Raw genomic sequence first — 19,715 nt, forward strand, 5'->3', positions numbered from 1 at the left:
GTCAACCACATGAAGGCTTTTTTCCGCGGGTTTCAGGCGCTCGCCACGCCTGCTCAGGAGGCCCTGCCCGTCAGCGTGGTCACATGGCCCATCTTCCGGCCGGGGCGAGACTCGGTCTTGCCGTAGAGATGCACAAGCGTGTCGTCGCGTTTCAGCCAGTCCGGCACGGCAAGGATATCGTCGCCGATCAGGTTCTGCATCACGCAATCGGAATGGCGGCGAGGATTGCCGAGCGGCAGGCCGGCGACGGCGCGGATATGCTGTTCGAACTGCGAGACGACGCAGGCCGCTTCCGTCCAGTGGCCGGAATTGTGGACGCGCGGGGCCATCTCGTTGGCGATAAGGCTGCCGTCTGCCAGCACGAAGAATTCGATGCCGATGACCCCGACATAATCGAGCGCGGCCAGGATCCGCTCGGCCGCCTTGCGCGCCGCATCGGCCGTGGCATCGAGGATCGTCGCCGGTATGGTCGAGGTGTGGAGGATGCCGTTGCGGTGGACGTTTTCGGCGGGGTCGAAACAGAGGACGGCGCCGTCGCCAGCGCGGGCGGCGATGATCGAGATTTCGCGTTCGAAGGCGACGAAGCTTTCGAGGATGAGCGGCACGGCGCCCAGTTGCGCATAGACACCGTCGGAAGTGTCGGCCGGCGAGCGGAATACTTTCTGGCCCTTTCCGTCATAGCCGAGGCGGCGGGTCTTCAGAACGCCCTGGCCGCCGAAATCCTTCAGGGCCGATTCGAGATCGGCCTGGCTGTCGACGGCATGGAAACGCGCGGTCGGGATGCCGCAACCATTGATGAAGCGCTTTTCGACCAGTCGGTCCTGGGCCGCTTCCAGTGCCCTTGGCGGCGGGTAGACCGGCACGCTTCTGGCCAGCATTTCGGCCGCGGCGACAGGCACGTTCTCGAATTCGTAGGTGACGACATCGCAGAGCCCGGCCAGTTCGGCGAGTGCTGAAGGGTCGTCATAGGCGGCGACGATCTGGCGGTTGGCGAGCTGGGCGGCGGGGCTATCGGCCTGCGGTTCCAGGATCACCGTGCGGAAATTCAGCCGGGCTGCGGCCATGGCAAGCATGCGGCCGAGCTGGCCGCCGCCGATAATGCCTATCGTGCCGACCATCAGAGATCGTCCATCGGGTATTCGGCGACGGAAGCGCTCTGGCGCTCGCGCCATTCGTCGAGACGGTCGGCGATCTCGTCGTCGGAGAGAGCAAGGACGGCAGCGGCAAGAAGGGCCGCATTGATGGCGCCCGCCTTGCCGATCGCAAGGGTGCCGACGGGAATGCCGCCCGGCATCTGGACGATGGACAGCAGGCTGTCCTGGCCCGACATGGTCTTGGACTGGACCGGCACGCCGAAGACCGGCAGCGGCGTCATTGCCGCCGTCATGCCCGGAAGGTGGGCCGCGCCGCCAGCGCCGGCGATGATGACCTTGAAGCCCTCGGCGCGCGCGCCCTTGGCGAAGCTTACGAGCCGGTCGGGTGTGCGATGAGCCGAAATGATGCGGGCATCATACTCGATTTCCAGCGCCTCCAGCGTATCGGCGGCATTCTTCATGGTTTCCCAGTCGGACTGGCTGCCCATGATAATGGCGACTGGCGGTCTGTCTGTTATCGTCACAATCGTTCCTTCAGGCGATGATGTCAGGGATGATCTGGTCTTCCAGCTTGGAGAGCTTGTCCTTGATGACCAGCTTCTTCTTCTTCATGCGCTGGATGCGCAGGGCATCGCAGCCCGTCTCAATCATGGCGTTGATCGCGGCGTCGTAATCTTCGTGCTCCTGGCGCAGACGCGCCACCATGAGCCTGATTTCCGCCTGTTCCTGATCGGCCATTTGCATTCCCCATAATCGTCTTCGGACCTTGTCCGGTCTGCCGATAATTTCCGCAAGCTCCTATCACCAAATAGAGGTAACGGGAAGTTAGTGTTGATCATGAATTTGCCGCTTAGTCTTCATCTTTTGGCCTTCGACAAGCCTTCAAAAATGTGTCACAGTCCGCTGGTTGACACCTTGGATCCTCAGCGATGGATGGCTGGGGAGAGGTAAGAGGAAGGAAGGGTCAAATGACTGTTCAAGCTCATCTTGAATCGCTCCAGAAAAAGCATGTTGCTCTCGAGGAGGAGTTGCATGCCCTGAGAACATCTCCCTCTATTTCCGATACTGAACTTGCCGAATGCAAGCGCCGCAAGCTGCGCATCAAGGACGAGATCGAGCGTCTCAAGTCATCCGTCCATTGATCTTTCCAGGATATCGCCGGACAACGGTCTTGCGCAAGAAAAGGTAAAATTCCCAATTTTCCAGACAATCTCGTAAGACCCGGTGATTAACCGAGAGCAAGCGCCAGTCCCATGCATACGGCATCGGGCTGGCGTTTTTACGAGGAGAGGGCGCCTTTACGCCCAGAACTGATCCAGCCAGAGATTGAGCTTGTCGAAGCCTCGGTTGTTGACCGTGTAGATGCGCTTCGTTCCTTCCGAGGTCACGGAAACAAGGTTGCTTTCGAGCAAAGCCTTCAGGTGTTGCGATACGGCCGGGCGGCTGATCGGCAGGCCCTCGGCAAGCTCGTTGACCGTCTTCGGTGCGCGCCGTAATTCCTCCAGCAAGAACCGCCGGTTCGGATCGGCAATCGCAGCGAAGGGGTCCGTGTTCGACATTTAAAAAAGCTACGTCAAACAGGGCTTTCCAGCAAGGAAATTGTGCATCGCAACGGAACGCAACCCTATTCGAGCATGCCTTCGCGCAGGATCAGGAAAGCAGCAATCAGCGCCATGGCATACATGAACGGATAGAAGATCTGCGGCCGCATGCGCCGTACGCACCATGCGCCGGCAATGGTTGCCAGCGGGGCGAAAGGCAGGAGCGTGGCGGAGGTCAGAAGATTGCGGGTGTCGAGCTGGCCGAGCGCGAAATACGGAACGAGCTTAACGGCGTTCAGGATGGCGAAGAAGCGAACGCTGGTGCCGGTGAATTCGCGCGGCGGCAGCTGGAGCGGCAGAGCGTAGATCTGAAAGGGCGCGCCGCCAGCGTGGGCGACGAAGCTGCCGTAGCCGGAAAACGTGCCCCAGAGGCTTGCCAGCAGCGGGCGCTGGGGTCGCGGCGGGATGACCCTTCCCTTGCCGGGGCCGAAATTGTTCCAGAAATAACGCAGGCAGAAGGCGATGGTGACGGCGCCGATGACGATGCGCAGCACATGGCCGGGCACGAGCGCCGACGTCGCCCAGCCGAGCGCGATCCCGAAGATGGCGCCCGGCAGCATGGTCCTGAGCGTGGTCCAATCGCCGTGCTGGCGCCAGATGACCAGCGATATCATGTCCATGAAGACGAGGATGGGAAGCAGGATCGCGGCGGCTTCGACCGGGGCGACGACGAGGGCGAGGAAGGGAAGGCCGATCAGCGACAAGGCGTCGCCCATGCCGCCTTTGGCAAGCCCGACAAGGATGACAGCCGGGATTGCGGCGTAGTAGAATGACAGGTCCTGCAGCATGCTTTGAAGTTCCTCCCCTTGCAAGCCCCCTCTATCGGAATTACTCACTCAAAACGAGTGCGGATCCGCCATAGAGCGGGAAAAACCGACGCAGATGGAAAGACTTCATGACCGAACCCGAAAACCGCTGCCGTCTTGTCCTTGTTGTGCCCGATATCGCCGATGCCGACGAACGGGCCAGGATCGTTGCCGATGCGTTGAAGGGCGGCGATGTCGCCTCCGTCATTCTGCCGCAATACGGTCTCGATGACGGCAGCTTCCAGAAACACGCCGAAAAGCTTGTGCCCGTTATCCAGAGTGCCGGTGCTGCGGCGCTGATTGCGGGCGACAGCCGTGTCGTCGGCCGGGCCAAGGCCGACGGCCTGCACATCACCGGGCCGGCAAGCGAGATCGCCGATGCGATCGATCGTTATGCGGACAAGCTGATCGTCGGCGGCGGCAACGCGGCCGACCGGCACACGGCGCTGGAAGTCGGTGAGGAGCGGCCCGACTACATCTTCTTCGGCAAGCTCGACGGCGACATCAAACCTGAAGCGCATCCGAAGAACCTGGCGCTTGGCGAATGGTGGGCATCGATGATCGAAATCCCGTGCATCGTCATGGGCGGCACCGATCCGGCATCGGCGCTTGCCGTCGCCGAGACCGGCGCCGAGTTCGTGGCCATGCGCATGGGCGTATTTGCCGAGCCGGCTCGGGCGCCCTCGATCGTCGCCCAGATCAATGCCTTGCTTGACGAAAAAGCGCCACGGTTTGAGGATTGATATCGCGCTTATGCCGATCCCCGCCCGCCTTTCGAGATGCGCTCTCCTTTTCACGGCCGTTTTATTGGCGGTGCGGCCGGAACTCGCGCTGGCACAAGCGAACGAGGCGATTGCCGACCCCTCGGCGACGCCCAGCCAGACATTCCGCACCGACCGGCCGCAGCCGCAAGGCGTGGTGCCCTCCGACGGTGTCGGGGTTTTCGATCGCATGGGGGCGAAGCTGCCCGACCTGCCGCCGGAGAAGGAATATAAGGGGCCGATCGACGAGGCGTTCGGCGCCTATCAGCGCGGCTATTATCTGACCGCCATGGACAAGGCGCTGCCGCGCGCGCAGCTCGGCGATCCGGCGGCCCAGACCCTGATCGCCGAGATCCTGTCGCAGGGGCTCGGCGTCAAGCGGGACATGAAGAATGCCGCCTTCTGGTACGGCAAGGCGGCGGAGGGCGGCGATCCGGCCGCCATGTTCAAATATGCGTTGCTCCTGATGGAGGGCAACAATGTCACGCGCGACAAGGCCAAGGCCGACGAATATATGCACAAGGCGGCCGATGCCGGAAACTCATCCGCCGAATTCAATTGGGCGCAGACGCTTGTTGCCGACAATCCCGGCGACAAGGGACTGAAGCTTGCCCTGCCTTACTATGAAAAGGCGGGAGAGCAGGGCGTCGCAGACGCGCAATATGCCGTGGCGCAGATCTATCAGCAGGTGCCGGACCTGCCCGAAGACAAGAAGCGGCTGGCCCGCGACTGGATGGCGCGCGCGGCGCGTGCCGGCTTCGATACGGCTCAACTGGACATGGGTATCTGGCTGGTCAACGGCGTCGGCGGGCCGAAGGACTACGTGCGCGGCTTCGAATGGCTGAAGCTTGCCGCCAACAGGGGCAATGTCGTTGCGCAGAACAAGCTCGCGCATCTCTACATCAATGCGATCGGTACGGCGCCGGATCCGATCGAAGCCGCCAAATGGTATGTCCTGTCGCGGCGCGCAGGCTTGAGCGATCCCTCGCTCGAGGATTTCTATCTCGGCATCGAGGACGACCAGCAGAAGGCGGCGATTGAGGCGGCGAACAAGTTCCGCCGCCTCAACTGAGGGTCTTTTCTAGAAGAGAGCGTCTTCGAACAGATCCTCGTCGCTCTGGGCCTTGGCAGGCTCGGCAGGGGCCGGTGCCGCCGTTGCCTCGGTGGCGGGAATGATATCGCGATGGACATTGCGTTCCTGCACCATGGTGTAGAGCTTGAAGATCCTGTGGTCGAGCGGGGCGATCGTTTCGGCCATGTCGGAAATATCGGCAATCTGGTCGCCGGCCACGGTTTCCAGCACGTCGGCGCAGCGGGCGAGCACGTCGCCGAGATCATGCTGGAAATCGAGCTTGCCGATCAGGAGGCTGATTTTGGTCGCGACCTCGCGTCCATGTTCGGCCAGCACCTTGAGCTCGTCTTCCATCAGGTTGGCGGCGGCGCGGATGGTGCCTACGGCCGACGTGAGGCTTTCGGCAAGGCCGCCATTGCTGGTGCCGGCGGCAGGGGCAACGCGTCCGGCCGAGGCCTCGAGCGCCGGCAGTCCATTGACGATGGCATCGGCTGAATCGTCGAGCTTGCCGGCAAAGATGCGCAGCTCTGCGGTGACGACGTTGATCGACTTGCCCTCTTCGCCGAGGCGGCTGCAGCGCAGGTTGGTGTTTAGCGCCATATAGTGAATGTCGGTCTTGACCGCGCGGATCGCCTCGATGGACTGCAGGAGCGTTGCGGCGGTGCCGAGGGTCGACTGGCTGACCTGATCGGCCTGACGGCTTGCCGTATCGACCTGCTTGACGATTTCGTGGGCGGCGGAGACGCTGGATTCCAGCGCGCGCATGAAGTTGCCGCCGCTGTCGTCGCCTTGACCGCTCATCTGGTCGCGCAATCTCAGAATTTCCTGCGTATCCTGGCTGAAGCTCGCGATGGTTTGCACGACATTGCGCGACTCCCGCTGGAAGTCCGTGCACATGTCTGCCATCTGTGCGGCCGTCAGGTGATGGATGACGTTGTGCAGCCGCTTGCGCGCGTCGGCATCGAGTTTGGCGCCGTCTTCGCTCGCGAGGAAATCTTCGAGCAGCGAGAAGGTGCTCTGCACGTGCTCGATGCGCTGGCGGGTGATGTCGCCGATCTGCAGCGCCGAAAGCGTGGAGGCGACCTTGCCCTGCACGCCGCGGGCGATGGCGCCTACGTCACGGGCGATGGCGCCGAGGTTCTGGCGGTGATCGGCAATCTTCTTCGCGTCATCCTTTAGCGCCCTGGCGACGTCAGGCACGGTGTCCGCATAGCTTTTGGAGAGGCTGTTGCCGAAGGAGAGGGCAAGTTTCACCTCCTTCTGCAGGCTGTCGAGATGGGTGGCGAAGCGATTGACTTCGTCCGTTCCCGAATAGATGCGCTCGAGAATTTCCTGAGCGAAGCCGGCAAATTCGGCAAGACCTGCGCCGGTTATCTTGACCGTGACCGCGAAGGTGCGCAGATAGCGCATCGTCTCCTGCATATCCGCGACATGCCGGTGCAGTTCCGAACCGGTCTGGGCAAGTGCTGCGAGAGCCTGCTGGCGGTTTTCCTCGGCACCTGGAAGCTCGATCAGGTTCTGGACGGTCGCATTGAGATCGGCGCTGGTATCGCTCGCCTCATTGCTGTCGAGCGCCTTGGTGATCTGGTCCAGCGAGGTCAGCAGACGATTGAGGACATCCATCACCGAAAGCAGAACGGTGCCGCCTTCGAGGAAGCGTTCCTCGACCTGGGTGCGGGCCGATTCCAGGGTCTGGCTGATATCCGAACCCGATGCGTAGAGCGCAGTCTGTACCGATGCCGTCGCGTTTGTCACATTAGTACCTTTACTTATAAACACAGGCAATTTGACTCTATTTTTACGGGCAGGATGGAAACGGCAGGTAAACGCCGCAGACTCGTAAACGTTGTGATTAACAACCCATAAAAGAGTTCGGCTAAATTTGAGACTTTTTGTCCTGTAATAGTATTATCTATATGATTTCTCATCATAAATTTTGATGTCGCGAGGCATCGGTACAAGATATCCTGGATGAGAAATCAGGGAGTCCGGACTCGCGCTAATTGCAGTTTCCTACAACCGGCGTTTACTCGCTATTAAGCCTGTCATGAGAGTCCTTTTAAGGTCGTTAAGTATTTCTCCGACCATGGAGGCCGCATTGGATACTCAGGCACAATATTGCGAATCTATATCCCTTCCGGAAGCTCTGAGCATTCGTAATGCTTCGGAAGTATATACGAAGATTATCAATCAATTTCGAGACAGTAATAACGTTACCTTAAGTCTTCCCGAAAACGCGGAAGCGGATCTGAGTTTCCTTCAGCTCATCGAAGCCGCCCGCCGTCAGGCAAAGGCCACAGGCAAGACTTTTACCCTTTCGGCTCCGGCAAGCGGCTCGCTTCTCAGGGTTCTCGAGCGCGCCGGATTTACGGAAGCGTTCGATCAAGAAGACAAGAAATTCTGGTTGCATAAAGAGGTGACGTTATGAGCGCAAACATTCTGACCGTAGACGATTCCGCCAGCATCCGGCTGACCACCAAGGTGACACTGACCAATGCCGGCTACACCGTCACCGAAGCCGTCAACGGCGCCGAAGGCCTGGCAACGGCCAAGAGCGGCAATTTCGACCTGATCGTCACCGACCTCAACATGCCGGTCATGGATGGGCTGACGATGATCGAGGAATTGCGCAAGCTGCCCGCCCAGGCCGGCGTGCCGATCATCTTCCTGACGACGGAATCCGATGCCGACCTCAAGGCCCGGGCCAAGGCCGCCGGTGCGACGGGCTGGCTGACCAAGCCGTTCGATCCGGAAAACCTCGTCAAGATCGTGAAGAAGGTTCTCGGCAGATGAGCGGGCTTGATCCAGTCGCAGTCTTCCGCATGGAAGCGGCCGAATGCCTTGAGGCAATCGAAGCCGGCCTTCTCGACCTTACCCACGACCTTGAAAACAAGGACCTCGTAGATGCCGTGTTCCGCGGCCTTCACACGTTGAAGGGCTCGGGCGCGATGTTCGGCTTCGAGGCGCTTGCGGCTTTCACGCATCATTGCGAGACGGCCTTCGACCGTGTCCGCAAGGGTGAAGTTCCGGCGACCGCCGAACTGGTCGCGGCCGTCCTTGCCGCGCAGGACCATATGCGGGCGCTGGTCGAACAGCCTGATGCCGATCACGGCGATACCGGCCAAAAGCTGCTTGCCCAGCTTCAGGCTGCCGTTGGCGGCAAGGCCGAGGCCAAGGAGGCCACCGCGCCTGCCGCTGCAGCATCTGCCGTCGCCGCTCCCGCCAGGAAGAAGACAACCTGGCGCATCCGCTTCAGCCTGCCGGCGAATTCCATGGCCAACGGCACCAATCCGCTCGGCCTTCTGGACGAGCTGCGCGATCTCGGCGAATGCACCGTCCGCGCAAATACCGCCGGCATTCCGCCGCTTGCCGATCTGGTGCCGACCGAACTTTACGTGTCCTGGGAAGTCGTGCTGACGAGCGAGCAGGACCGTTCCGCCATCGACGACGTCTTCATCTTCGTCATGGACGACATGGAGCTCGATGTTCAGGAACTCACCGGCCCGCAGGCTGATCCGGCCGAGGCAAAGAAGGACGCCGCTCCGGTTGCCGCGGCATCCGTCGCACCGGTGCCTGCCGCTGCCCCGGAATTCCGCCCGGTCGAGGCTGTTCCGGCAAAGCGCGAAACGCCGGCGCCCGCTCAGGCGGCGGCCCAGGCAAAGGCGCAGGAAAACGTCCGCGTTCCGGCCGAACGTCTCGACGAGCTGATGGACCGTGTCGGCGAACTCGTCATTGCCCAGTCGCGCCTCAGCCAGCTGGCAAGCTCCAGCTCGGACATCGCCCTTCGGTCGGTTTCGGAAGAAATCGAACGTCTCTCCGGCGAATTGCGCGACACGATGATGGTGTTGCGCATGGTGCCGGTCGGAACGCTCTTCTCGCGCTTCCGCCGCCTCGTCCACGATCTCGCGCGCGAAACCGGCAAGGTCATCGAACTCGTCACGGAAGGCGAAACCACCGAGGTCGACAAGACCGTCATCGAGCGGCTTGCCGATCCGCTGGTTCACCTTGTCCGCAACTCGATCGACCACGGCCTGGAGCCGCCGGCCGAACGCCTTGCCGCCGGCAAGGCGGAAGCCGGGACGGTGACGCTTGCCGCCCGCCAGTCCGGCGGCGAAGTCATCATCTCCATCAAGGATGACGGCCGCGGCATCAACCGCGATCGGGTTCGCGCCAAGGCGGAATCCTCCGGCCTGATCGCACCCGGACAGCCGCTTTCGGATCAGGAACTGCTGCAGCTCATCTTCGCTCCCGGTTTCTCGACCGCCGCGCAGATCACCAATCTCTCGGGCCGTGGCGTCGGCATGGACGTGGTCAAGAAGACGGTAGAGGCGCTGCGTGGCGCCATCGATATCGTCAGCTTGCCGGGGCAGGGTTCGGAAGTCTCGCTGCGCATTCCGCTGACGCTCGCCATCATCGACGGTCTGCTGGTGCGCGTCGGTTCCGGCCGCTACGTCATCCCGCTCTCGGCGGTGGAGGAATGCCTCGAACTTTCGCTGGAAGAGGATCTTCGTTCGCGCGGGCGCTCGTTCATCTCGCTGCGCGACAGCCTGGTGCCGTTCCTGCGGCTGCGCGATCTCTTCCGCACCGGCACCAAGCCGGACGTGCATCAGAAGGTGGTCGTCATCTCGACGGGCACCGAACGTGTCGGCCTCGTGGTCGATCAGATCATCGGCGACCACCAGACGGTCATCAAGTCGATGTCGAAACTGCACAACGACGTGGCGACCTTCTCCGGCGCCACCATTCTCGGCGACGGCAGCGTCGCCCTCATTCTTGACGTCGGGCACCTTGTCGCCGCGGGTCAGCAACAGGAGGCGCAATTGCGCGTGGCAGGATGAGCACAGCAGCAACAGCCGAAAAGTTCGACAACCACTGGAACTACGCCGAGGAAGTCGAAGTCCTGACCTTCGATCTCAACGGCGAGACTTTCGCTCTGGAAGCGGTCATCGTCCAGGAAATCCTGGACCTGCTTCCCGAAACCGCGGTGCCGGGCGCCCAGCCTTTCGTGGCCAGCGTCATCAATTTCCGCGGCAAGGTCATTCCGCTTGCCGATCTCCGTCTCGCCTTCGGGATGGAAGCGTCGGAAGCGACGATCGACAGCCGCATCATTGTCATCGAGGTCGATCTGCAGGGGGAGCAGACGCTCGTCGGTATCCGCACCGACAAGGTGAACGAAGTGACGGCGCTGACGAAGGACGCCAGCGAACCGCCGCCGAGCGTGGGTATGCGCTGGCGCGCTGATTACATCAACTGCCTGGTCAAACGGGGCGGGGAATTCATCATCCTCCCGAATTTGCAGGCGATTTTCTCATCGAGGCATGAGACGGCCGGAGCCGTCAACTAGCCGGGGCCAATCATTGAGGGGTTAAGACGATGCGATTGACGATCAAGACCAAACTGGTGAGCGCGTTCACCTTCATCATTCTCATGCTGATGGGCACCGCCGCCTACGGCATTTTCAGCCTCGGTTCGCTGAACGACACGATCGGCAGTCTCCTTGCCGGTCCTGCCGCGCGTCTCGACCTGGCGCAGCAGATCAACATCGCCCAGCTCGAAGCGATCCGCCAGCAGAAGAACCTCATGACGGCACGCAATGCCGACGATGCTTCCGGCGCCATCCAGAAGGGCGACGAGGCCCGCAAGGACTTCGCCGAAGCATTTGCAGCCGTGACGAAGATTTCGACCGAGGAGGGCAAGGCGCGCTGGGAACGGGTCGCCGAACTCTCCAAGGCATTCAATCAGGCCGACGATCAGATCCGCGAGTTCATCAAGGCCGGCAACATGGACGCCGCCAACAATATCTCGGTGACGACGGCTCGCCAGTCGGCCAACGATATCGACTCGACGCTCGACGACATTCTGGCGCTCGAGAAGCAGCGTATGCAGGATGCCGACGACAGCGCCGAACAGCAATACGGCACGACGCGCACGATGATGATCGCGGTCGCGGCCGCCGCGCTGCTGATCGCGGTGCTGACCGCCTTCTGGATCGCAAACACCATCAGCAAGGGCCTTACTCGCGCCAACACGGTTGTCCGTGAAGTTTCCGAGGGCGACCTGACGAGGATGGCCGAAATCACCACGCATGACGAAATCGGCGAACTGCTCGCCAACGTCAACGTAATGATCGAACGCCTGCGCGGCGTCGTCGCCGATGCCCTGTCTGCCGCCGACAACGTTTCGTCGGGAAGCCAGGAACTGTCCGCGAGCTCCGAGCAGGTTTCGCAGGGCGCCACCGAACAGGCGGCTTCCGCTGAAGAAGCCTCTGCCTCGATGGAGCAGATGGCTGCCAACATCAAGCAGAACGCCGACAATGCGGCCCAGACCGAAAAGATCGCCCGCCAGTCCGCAAAGGATGCGGAAGCTTCCGGCGAAGCCGTCAACCGCGCTGTCGACGCGATGCGCACGATCGCCGAAAAGATCGGCATCGTTCAGGAAATCGCCCGCCAGACCGACCTGCTGGCGCTCAACGCCGCTGTCGAAGCCGCTCGTGCCGGCGAACACGGCAAGGGCTTTGCAGTCGTCGCCTCGGAAGTGCGCAAGCTCGCCGAACGCAGCCAGTCCGCCGCCGCGGAAATCTCCTCCATGTCGAGCGACACGGTGAAGGCTGCCCGCGACGCCGGTGAAATGCTCGGCCGTCTGGTTCCGGACATCCGCAAGACCGCCGAACTGGTTTCCGAGATCAGTGCCGCCTGCCGCGAACAGGATATCGGTGCGGCGCAGATCAACGAAGCGATCCAGCAGCTCGACAAGGTCACGCAGCAGAATGCCGGCGCTTCGGAAGAAATGTCGGCTACCTCGGAAGAGCTTGCCGCCCAGGCCGAGGAACTGCAGGCTTCGATCGCCTTCTTCAAGGTCGATACGGCCGGCGCGACCCGCGCTGGCGTGCAGAAGACCGCTGCCAAGACGGTTGCCAAGGTGGTCAAGGCTCCGGCCGCTGCTCCGCGCAAGCCGGCTCCGGCTTCCGCCGCGCATAGCCACAACCACAGCCAGACCGTCTCTGTTCAGCAGGCGCGCGCCAAGGGCTTTGCCCTGGACATGTCGATGGGCGGCCCGGATGCCGGCGACGACGATTTCCGCGAGAGCGCCTGAGCGGCTTCGCTGATGTGAGAACCGCCGCGGACCCCGGCCCGCGGCACAAGGAAATGCCCAACGTGTGAATGCGTTGGGATCGATCGGCAGATGTCCGCCTGCCGGCATGTAAAGCAGGCGGAACATCGGGGCTTCCTTCCGAAAGGGCGGGAACTTCCGCAGTCAGACGCGCTGCGGTTTCGCGTGCCGATCGTGAATTCCGGCAGGGTCCGTGACGACGGGCCTGCGGAACGAGCGACGATGATCTCCATGAGCGAAAGATTCCGCCGTCCGGGCCGCGCAACACGGTTGAACGACGGCTACGCCTGCAGCCCTGTCGGGTTGCTTCGAGGAAATGTCAGATGCGCTTCACTCTCAAACTCGAACTGGGTCTCGCCTTCGGCTTGATACCGCTCGAAAGCCGGTAGGCGCTTCCCGCGTAATGCGTCAGGAGCCGGTTATGGCCCCTGACGGACAAGCTCCGGCGCCCAGGAACGCCGGAGGCCAGGTCGCAGATCCGTTCAGTGACCTGTCTTCGACTGCCGGAATGTTTTGCAGCATGACGCCGCAACAGGAAACCATCGGTTCACTTTCATTACGTCGCTTTCAAATAGGGGTATTTGCGATGCGCATTACGATCAAGCTCAAGCTCGCGGCCGCGTTCGGCTTCGTCATACTGTTGCTGGTGGCGAGCGCAATATACGGAATTATCAGTCTCAGTTCACTGAACGACTCTGTCGGCGATCTGATCACAGGCCCCGCAAAGAGCCTGGAGCTGGCCCTCGAAGCGAAGGCTTCAGAACTCGACGCCATCCGGTGGCAGAAGAACGCGCTTCTGGAAATGGACCCCGAAGCGGCCCGGAAGAACTACGAGAGTTCCGCAAAGAGCATGGACGAAATGCTGGCATTCGCGGCAGGTGGTGAACAGCTTGCGACCGCCGAAACGAAACCCACCTGGGACAGGCTGGTAGAACTCAGCAAACGCTTCGTCGAAGGCTCCAACAAAGTCGCCTCCATCCAGGAAAGCGGCGACAGGGCAGGGGCCACCGCCTATTCCGGCGGCGAGGTTCGCGGGATCGTAACGGAACTGGACGACGTCTTTTCGGCGCTTGTCATGCATCAGCAGAAGGCGATGACGCAGGCGGACGACGATACGGAACTTCTTTACGGCAACACCAGGAACCTGCTGATCGGCATGGCTGTCGGCGCTTCCGTCATCGCTTTCGCAGCCGCATTGTGGATCGGAGTCGGCATCAATAGCGGCCTGCGCAAGATCATGAACGTCGCCAATGCCGTCGCCATCGGTGATCTCAACCAGAAGGTCGAGATCAGGAGCAACGACGAGATCAAGGATCTGGTCGATACGATCAACGTCATGACCGACAATCTGCGCAATACCGCCGGTATCGCGAACGAGATTTCGAATGGCGATCTCAGTGTTACTCCGAAGCCGCTCTCGGACAAGGATACGCTCGGCATTGCCATGCTCGGCATGGTGACCAATCTGCGCGCGACCGCCGACGTTGCCAACCTGATCGCCGAGGGCGATCTCGCAGTCGAGGTCAAGCCGCTTTCGGACAAGGACACGCTCGGCATCGCCATGCAGAGCATGGTCGCCAACCTTCGCGCCACGGCCGAGATTGCCACCCAGATTGCCGCCGGCGATCTGACGGTGTCTCCGAAGCCGCTTTCGGCCAGGGACACACTCGGCACCGCACTGGAGCAGATGGTGGAGCGCCTGCGCGATGTGGTCGCCGACGCAATTGCCGCGGCCGAAAATGTTTCGGCCGGCAGCCAGGAACTTTCGGCAAGTTCCGAGCAGGTGTCGCAAGGCGCCTCGGAACAGGCTTCCGCCGCCGAAGAGGCTTCTTCCTCGATGGAGGAAATGGCCGCCAACATCAAGCAGAATGCCGACAACGCGGCCCAGACCGAAAAGATCGCCCGCCAGTCCGCAAAGGACGCGGAGATGAGCGGCAATGCCGTCAACCGCGCCGTCGAAGCCATGCAGACGATCGCCGTGAAGATCGGCATCGTGCAGGAAATCGCCCGCCAGACCGACCTGCTGGCGCTCAACGCTGCCGTCGAAGCCGCTCGTGCCGGCGAGCACGGGAAGGGCTTTGCCGTGGTTGCCTCGGAAGTGCGCAAGCTTGCCGAACGCAGCCAGTCGGCCGCCGCCGAGATCTCCTCGATGTCGAGCGATACGGTCAAGGCCGCACAGGAGGCCGGCGATATGCTCGGCCGTCTGGTGCCCGATATCAGGAAGACGGCGGAACTTGTGGCGGAAATCAGTTCGGCATGCCGCGAGCAGGATGTCGGCGCCTCCCAGATCAACGAGGCGATCCAGCAGCTCGACAAGGTGACGCAGCAGAATGCCGGTGCCTCCGAAGAGATGTCGGCGACATCGGAAGAACTCGCCGCCCAGGCCGAAGAACTGCAGGCGTCGATCGCCTTCTTCAAGGTGGAGGCGTCGGGCGGCAAGGCAGCGGCAACCGGCGGCCGTCAGGGCCGCACGGCAGCCGCCAAGATGACGACACGCAGCCCGTCACCGGCGGCAGGCCGCAAGCCGGCCGGCAAGGCGGCGCCTGCAAACAGCGTCGCCGGCCAGCAGGCCCGCGCCAAGGGTTTTGCCCTGGATATGTCCATGGGCGGACCGGATACGACGGACGACGATTTCCGGGAAAGCGCGTGACGGAGCATTCACTCAATGAAACAAAAAGATAGCCTAGCGAGGAAACACCCATGACCATCAGCCGCAGAAAGGGGCTCTTTCGATCCATCGGCGCCAAGATTCTTGCAATCCAGATATCGTCGAGCATTGCGATCGCCGGTGTCATCGGAGGCGGTGCCTATTACGGCATGAACGCCATGACGGAATCGATGAAGTCCATCTATGACGACCGGGTCGTTCCGCTGCAGCAGCTGAAGCTGGTGTCGGACGCCTACGCGGTCAGCATCGTCGATACGACCCACAAGCTGCATGCCGACAAACTGGACTGGCAGCAGGCGGCGGCCAGCATCGAAGGCGCCAAGCGCACGATTTCCGACCAGTGGTCGGCCTACCTCTCGACGCAGCTTACGCCTGAAGAGACCGTGATCGCGGAGAAGGTCAAGACCGATATGGCCCGCTCCGACGTGAAGGTCGCCGAGTTGCAGGCCATTCTGCAGGCGCACGACGCGGCGCGGCTCGATACGTTCGCCAGGAACGATCTTTATCCGGCCATCGATCCCACGACGGAAGGGATCGGCAAACTGACGGAATACCAGCTCAAAGCCGCGAAGGAACTGAGAGAGCAGGGCATCGAGCTTTTCCACTCTCTCATCCAGCTGACGGTGATCACGGGTCTTCTGATCACGCTTGCCGCCATCGGTGTCGTCGTCTTTGTGACGAATGCCATCAAACGCAACCTTGCCATGGCCACGGAACTCGCAAGCGCCGTCGCGCAGGGTGACGTCTCCGCCACGGCTGCGGTCAATTCGAACGACGAGGTCAAGGATCTTGTCGATGCTCTCAATACGATGACCGCCAACCTTCGCAATACGGCCGATATTGCCGACAAGATTGCCAATGGCGATCTGACGGTCACGCCGAAACCTCTCTCCGACAAGGACGTGCTCGGCCTGTCGCTGGAGAGCATGGTCGAGCGCCTGCGCGGCGTCGTGGCCGACGCGATCGCGGCTGCGGAAAACGTCTCTGCAGGCAGCCAGGAATTGTCGGCCAGTGCCGAACAGGTCTCGCAGGGAGCGACCGAACAGGCAGCTTCCGCTGAAGAAGCCTCCGCCTCGATGGAAGAGATGGCCTCCAACATCAAGCAGAACGCCGACAATGCCGCGCAGACCGAGAAGATCGCCCGTCAGTCGGCCAAGGACGCCGAAGTTTCGGGCGAAGCGGTTGCCCGCGCCGTTCAGGCGATGCGCACGATCGCCGAAAAGATCGGCATCGTTCAGGAGATCGCCCGCCAGACCGACCTGCTGGCGCTCAACGCCGCTGTCGAAGCAGCACGTGCCGGCGAACACGGCAAGGGCTTTGCGGTCGTGGCCTCGGAAGTGCGCAAGCTTGCCGAACGCAGCCAATCGGCCGCCGCTGAAATCAGCGCCATGTCGGGCGACACGGTGAAGGCTGCGCAGGAAGCCGGCGACATGCTCGGCAGACTGGTTCCCGACATCCGCAAGACCGCCGAACTCGTCTCGGAGATCAGCGCTGCCTGCCGCGAACAGGATATCGGTGCGGCGCAGATCAACGAAGCGATCCAGCAGCTCGACAAGGTCACCCAGCAGAATTCGGGTGCTTCGGAAGAGATGTCGGCGACCTCCGAAGAACTGGCAACCCAGGCGGAGGAACTGCAGGCTTCGATCGCCTTCTTCAAGGTCGATACGGCCGGCAATCGCCAGTCGCGCACGGCCGCTGCCAAGATCACGGTTCGCACGCCGGCTCCTGCCGCGGGCCGCAAACCGGCCGCCAGGAAAGCCGCGCCTGCCAATACGGTTGCCGCCCAGCAGGCGCGCGCCAAGGGCTTTGCCCTGGATATGTCGATGGGCGGGCCTGACGAAAGCGACGCCGATTTCCGGGAAAGCGCCTGAGTATCAGGCCCTTCCAATATATTAACAGGCGTCCCCGATAATGGGGGCGCCCGATTCCAACGAAAGCGCTTGATATGGCAACAACATCTCTGGAAGCTCAATTCGTGACCTTCAGCCTGGGCGAGGAGATCTTCGCCGTTCCGGTGGAGGTGGTGCGCGAAATCCTCGACTATGCGGAAGCCTTCAAGATTCCGAACGGTCCCGACTATCTGCTTGGCCTGCGCGATGTGCGCGGCCAGGGTGTTCCGACGATCGATCTGCGCCTGAAGCTCGGCATGTCGAAGACGGTGCCGACGCCGCATACGCGCGTGCTGGTTCTCGACGTTCCCATGGAGAGTCGCGTTCTGACGCTTGGCCTGGTTGCCGACCGGGTTTTCGAAGTGACGCCCTTCCGCCGCGACCAGATCGAGGCCGCTCCCGATATCGGCGTGCGCTGGCGTTCGGATTATATCGCCGGCGTCGTGCGCCGCGAGAACGGCTTCGTCGTCATCGTCGACCTTGCCCGGCTGTTGTCGCGCGAGGATGCCTCTGTCCTGCAATCGGCCGCCTAAGGCCCCCGGTATCTGTTCGGAGCGTCGCGTCTCATGAGTATGGCAGCGGTAGAAACCCAATTGCCGGGTGACAGGATCAGCAAGCGCAACTTCGACAAGCTTGCCCGGTTCATCTACGACTATAGCGGCATCAAGATGCCGCCGACGAAGCTGACGATGCTGGAAGGCCGGTTGCGCCGCCGCCTGCGCGCCACGCGCCATACGAGCTTCGACGACTATTGCGATTTCCTGTTCAACGAGGGCGGGCTCGAGCAGGAGTCGGTCTACCTGATCGACGTCGTTACCACCAACAAGACCGACTTCTTCCGGGAAGCCAAGCATTTCGAATATATGCAGATGGTCGCCCTGCCGGCGCTCGCCGACAGCGGCCTGCGGACGATCCGCACGTGGAGTTCTGCCTGCTCGACGGGTGCCGAGCCCTATACGATGGCCATGGTGCTCAACGAATTTGCCGAGGGGCGCAACGACGTCTCCTACAGCATATTGGCAACGGACCTCTCGACCGACGTTCTTCAGACCGCGCGCAGGGGCATCTACGCCGAAGATCTGGTCGCTCCGGTGCCGCGCGACCTGCAGAAGAAATATGTCATGGTCGCCAAGCAGCAGGGTCGGCGCGAGGTTCGCATTTCGCCGAAGCTGCGCAGCCGTGTCGGTTTCGCCCGCATGAACCTGATGGACGAGAAATATCCTGTCGGCGACCAGATGCACATCATCTTCTGCCGCAACGTGCTGATCTACTTCGACAAACAGACGCAGGCGGGTGTGCTCGGCCGCCTCTGCGACTGCCTTGCCAAGGGTGGCTACATGTTTATCGGCCACTCGGAATCGATCACCGGTTTCGATCTTCCCTTGAAGCAGGTTTCGAATACGGTGTTTCAGCGCATCTGAGAGGGTCTCATGGCCAAAAAAGTCCGCGTCCTCATTATCGACGATTCAGCCAGCGTCCGGCAGACGCTGACACGGGTTCTGGAGGAAGATCCGGATATCGAGATCATGGGCGTCGCCTCCGATCCCTTTATGGCGGCACGCAAGATCCAGGAAGAAATTCCCGACGTCATCACGCTCGATGTCGAGATGCCGCGCATGGACGGCATCACCTTCCTGCGCAAGCTCATGTCGCAGCGGCCGATTCCCGTCGTCATGTGCTCGTCGCTGACCGAGGCCGGGTCGGAAACGCTGATCCAGGCGCTGGAAGCGGGCGCGGTCGATGTCATCCTGAAATCGAAGATCGGCGCGGCAGACAGTCTGGCCGATGACGCGATGCGTATCCGCGAAGTGGTCAAGAGCGCTTCGCATGCACGGCTTTCAAACGTGCGCCGTGCGGCCGGCAGCATCCGCTCGGCCTCTGCGGAGGGGCCGGCCAAGAAGCTGACCGCCGATGCCATGCTGCCGCCGCCGACCGGCCGGGCCATGGCGAAGACGACGGAGATGGTCGTCTGCGTCGGCGCCTCAACCGGCGGGACGGAAGCGCTGCGCGAATTTCTGGAGGCTCTTCCGGCCAATGCGCCGGGCATGGTCATCGTCCAGCATATGCCGGAAAAATTCACGGCGGCATTCGCCAAGCGGCTCAACGGTCTTTGCGAAGTCGAGGTCAAGGAGGCGGCCGACGGCGATCCGGTGCTGCGCGGTCACGTGCTGATCGCGCCCGGCGACAAGCATATGCTTTTGGAACGGCAGGGTGCGCGCTATTACGTTTCGGTCAAACCCGGGCCGCTGGTTTCGCGTCACCGCCCGTCCGTCGATGTGCTTTTCCGTTCTGCGGCGCGTTCGGCCGGATCGAACGCGATGGGTGTCATCATGACCGGGATGGGTGACGACGGTGCGCGCGGCATGCTGGAAATGCATCAGGCCGGCGCCTATACGGTCGCACAGGACGAGGCGACGTCCGTCGTTTTCGGGATGCCGAAGGAGGCCATTGCCAAGGGTGGCGTCGATCGCGTCCTGCCGCTCGACCAGATCGCCCGCGAAGTGCTCATCACGCAGCAGAAATCCTGAATTTCGGATGCTGAACAAGGAAACGGCGGCGCATCTGTGCTGTCGTTCCCTGTTCGGCGTCAGGCGAGATGACGGCCGTCGATCGTCAGGCTGGCGCGACGACACTGCCGATGAGGGCGCCCGCCTTCATATGGCGAGCGGCCGCCTGCGTGGCGGCAAAGACGGCGCGGGCGTTGATCTGTCCAG

At 62.0% G+C, this 19,715-nt stretch carries 18 protein-coding genes and 2 pseudogenes; 14 read left to right on the forward strand and 6 right to left on the reverse strand.

All coding sequences use genetic code 11. The features are described 5' to 3' along the window. Nucleotides 1-53 precede the first annotated feature (53 nt). From ACU8HS_RS12760 to ACU8HS_RS12770, 3 genes are read right to left on the reverse strand one after another with little or no spacing between them, the layout of a single operon-like run. On the reverse strand, nucleotides 54-1,121 hold the full coding sequence (locus ACU8HS_RS12760) for a 5-(carboxyamino)imidazole ribonucleotide synthase (RefSeq protein ID WP_112703857.1): 1,068 nt from the start codon (nucleotides 1,119-1,121) through the stop codon (nucleotides 54-56). After that, the gene (gene purE, locus ACU8HS_RS12765) at nucleotides 1,118-1,612 is read right to left on the reverse strand and encodes a 5-(carboxyamino)imidazole ribonucleotide mutase (protein ID WP_112564123.1); all 495 of its coding nucleotides are present in this window, start codon (nucleotides 1,610-1,612) and stop codon (nucleotides 1,118-1,120) included. The genes ACU8HS_RS12760 and purE overlap by 4 nt, the downstream gene beginning before the upstream one ends. A 16-nt stretch (nucleotides 1,613-1,628) precedes the next feature. After that, complete coding sequence (locus ACU8HS_RS12770) at nucleotides 1,629-1,832, reverse strand: YdcH family protein (RefSeq protein ID WP_007826473.1); 204 nt, start codon at nucleotides 1,830-1,832, stop codon at nucleotides 1,629-1,631. 230 nt (nucleotides 1,833-2,062) lie between these two features. Here ACU8HS_RS12770 and ACU8HS_RS12775 point away from each other — a divergent pair, with 230 nt between their 5' ends. Further along, the gene (locus ACU8HS_RS12775) at nucleotides 2,063-2,236 is read left to right on the forward strand and encodes a YdcH family protein (RefSeq protein ID WP_007826474.1); all 174 of its coding nucleotides are present in this window, start codon (nucleotides 2,063-2,065) and stop codon (nucleotides 2,234-2,236) included. Nucleotides 2,237-2,392: 156 nt separating this feature from the next. Here ACU8HS_RS12775 and ACU8HS_RS12780 read toward each other — a convergent pair whose 3' ends face one another. Together ACU8HS_RS12780 and ACU8HS_RS12785 are read right to left on the reverse strand one after the other, a co-directional pair. Next, nucleotides 2,393-2,653: an ArsR/SmtB family transcription factor gene (locus tag ACU8HS_RS12780; protein WP_025669780.1), complete on the reverse strand. Its 261-nt coding sequence runs from the start codon at nucleotides 2,651-2,653 to the stop codon at nucleotides 2,393-2,395. A 65-nt stretch (nucleotides 2,654-2,718) separates the two neighbouring features. Beyond that, nucleotides 2,719-3,483, reverse strand: a complete 765-nt coding sequence (locus tag ACU8HS_RS12785; protein WP_112703686.1) for a sulfite exporter TauE/SafE family protein — start codon at nucleotides 3,481-3,483, stop codon at nucleotides 2,719-2,721. Nucleotides 3,484-3,590: 107 nt separating this feature from the next. On the opposite strand from ACU8HS_RS12785, the gene ACU8HS_RS12790 reads away from it, so the two are divergent. Both ACU8HS_RS12790 and ACU8HS_RS12795 read left to right on the forward strand, forming a co-directional pair. After that, complete coding sequence (locus tag ACU8HS_RS12790) at nucleotides 3,591-4,244, forward strand: thiamine phosphate synthase (RefSeq protein ID WP_112754652.1); 654 nt, start codon at nucleotides 3,591-3,593, stop codon at nucleotides 4,242-4,244. A 10-nt stretch (nucleotides 4,245-4,254) separates the two neighbouring features. Beyond that, nucleotides 4,255-5,334: a tetratricopeptide repeat protein gene (locus ACU8HS_RS12795; protein WP_112563849.1), complete on the forward strand. Its 1,080-nt coding sequence runs from the start codon at nucleotides 4,255-4,257 to the stop codon at nucleotides 5,332-5,334. A gap of 9 nt (nucleotides 5,335-5,343) precedes the next feature. Here ACU8HS_RS12795 and ACU8HS_RS12800 read toward each other — a convergent pair whose 3' ends face one another. Then, nucleotides 5,344-7,089 carry a chemotaxis protein gene (locus ACU8HS_RS12800; protein ID WP_113412933.1) on the reverse strand — a complete coding sequence of 582 codons (1,746 nt, stop codon included), beginning with the start codon at nucleotides 7,087-7,089 and terminating at the stop codon, nucleotides 5,344-5,346. Nucleotides 7,090-7,432: 343 nt separating this feature from the next. Between ACU8HS_RS12800 and ACU8HS_RS12805 the strand changes: the two genes are divergently transcribed. The 11 genes and pseudogenes from ACU8HS_RS12805 to ACU8HS_RS12855 all read left to right on the forward strand — a co-directional run bounded on the left by ACU8HS_RS12805 (nucleotide 7,433) and on the right by ACU8HS_RS12855 (nucleotide 19,529). After that, nucleotides 7,433-7,762: an STAS domain-containing protein gene (locus ACU8HS_RS12805; RefSeq protein WP_112564125.1), complete on the forward strand. Its 330-nt coding sequence runs from the start codon at nucleotides 7,433-7,435 to the stop codon at nucleotides 7,760-7,762. Next, complete coding sequence (locus tag ACU8HS_RS12810; RefSeq protein WP_112544064.1) at nucleotides 7,759-8,127, forward strand: response regulator; 369 nt, start codon at nucleotides 7,759-7,761, stop codon at nucleotides 8,125-8,127. Before ACU8HS_RS12805 ends, ACU8HS_RS12810 begins: the two co-directional genes overlap by 4 nt. Beyond that, the gene (locus ACU8HS_RS12815; protein WP_113412934.1) at nucleotides 8,124-10,172 is read left to right on the forward strand and encodes a chemotaxis protein CheA; all 2,049 of its coding nucleotides are present in this window, start codon (nucleotides 8,124-8,126) and stop codon (nucleotides 10,170-10,172) included. Before ACU8HS_RS12810 ends, ACU8HS_RS12815 begins: the two co-directional genes overlap by 4 nt. Beyond that, nucleotides 10,169-10,678 (forward strand): chemotaxis protein CheW, encoded by a 510-nt coding sequence (locus ACU8HS_RS12820; protein WP_112563855.1) that lies wholly within the window; start codon nucleotides 10,169-10,171, stop codon nucleotides 10,676-10,678. The genes ACU8HS_RS12815 and ACU8HS_RS12820 overlap by 4 nt, the downstream gene beginning before the upstream one ends. 29 nt (nucleotides 10,679-10,707) lie before the next feature. Then, nucleotides 10,708-12,426, forward strand: a complete 1,719-nt coding sequence (locus ACU8HS_RS12825; RefSeq protein WP_447014504.1) for a methyl-accepting chemotaxis protein — start codon at nucleotides 10,708-10,710, stop codon at nucleotides 12,424-12,426. 1,174 nt (nucleotides 12,427-13,600) lie between these two features. Continuing rightward, nucleotides 13,601-13,786 (forward strand): annotated as a pseudogene (locus tag ACU8HS_RS12830) (HAMP domain-containing protein); the annotation flags it as partial. 162 nt (nucleotides 13,787-13,948) lie between these two features. Continuing rightward, nucleotides 13,949-15,094, forward strand: a pseudogene (locus tag ACU8HS_RS12835) (methyl-accepting chemotaxis protein); the annotation flags it as partial. A gap of 50 nt (nucleotides 15,095-15,144) precedes the next feature. Next, nucleotides 15,145-16,983: a HAMP domain-containing methyl-accepting chemotaxis protein gene (locus ACU8HS_RS12840; protein ID WP_113412936.1), complete on the forward strand. Its 1,839-nt coding sequence runs from the start codon at nucleotides 15,145-15,147 to the stop codon at nucleotides 16,981-16,983. Nucleotides 16,984-17,057: 74 nt separating this feature from the next. Next, nucleotides 17,058-17,534, forward strand: coding sequence for a chemotaxis protein CheW (locus tag ACU8HS_RS12845; RefSeq protein WP_112563863.1), 477 nt, complete (start codon nucleotides 17,058-17,060; stop codon nucleotides 17,532-17,534). 33 nt (nucleotides 17,535-17,567) lie between these two features. Further along, complete coding sequence (locus ACU8HS_RS12850; RefSeq protein WP_112563865.1) at nucleotides 17,568-18,422, forward strand: CheR family methyltransferase; 855 nt, start codon at nucleotides 17,568-17,570, stop codon at nucleotides 18,420-18,422. 9 nt (nucleotides 18,423-18,431) lie between these two features. Next, nucleotides 18,432-19,529 (forward strand): protein-glutamate methylesterase/protein-glutamine glutaminase, encoded by a 1,098-nt coding sequence (locus tag ACU8HS_RS12855; RefSeq protein ID WP_112563867.1) that lies wholly within the window; start codon nucleotides 18,432-18,434, stop codon nucleotides 19,527-19,529. Nucleotides 19,530-19,715: the final 186 nt, after the last annotated feature.

The organism is Rhizobium sp. KDH_Rht_773_N (assembly GCF_052946295.1).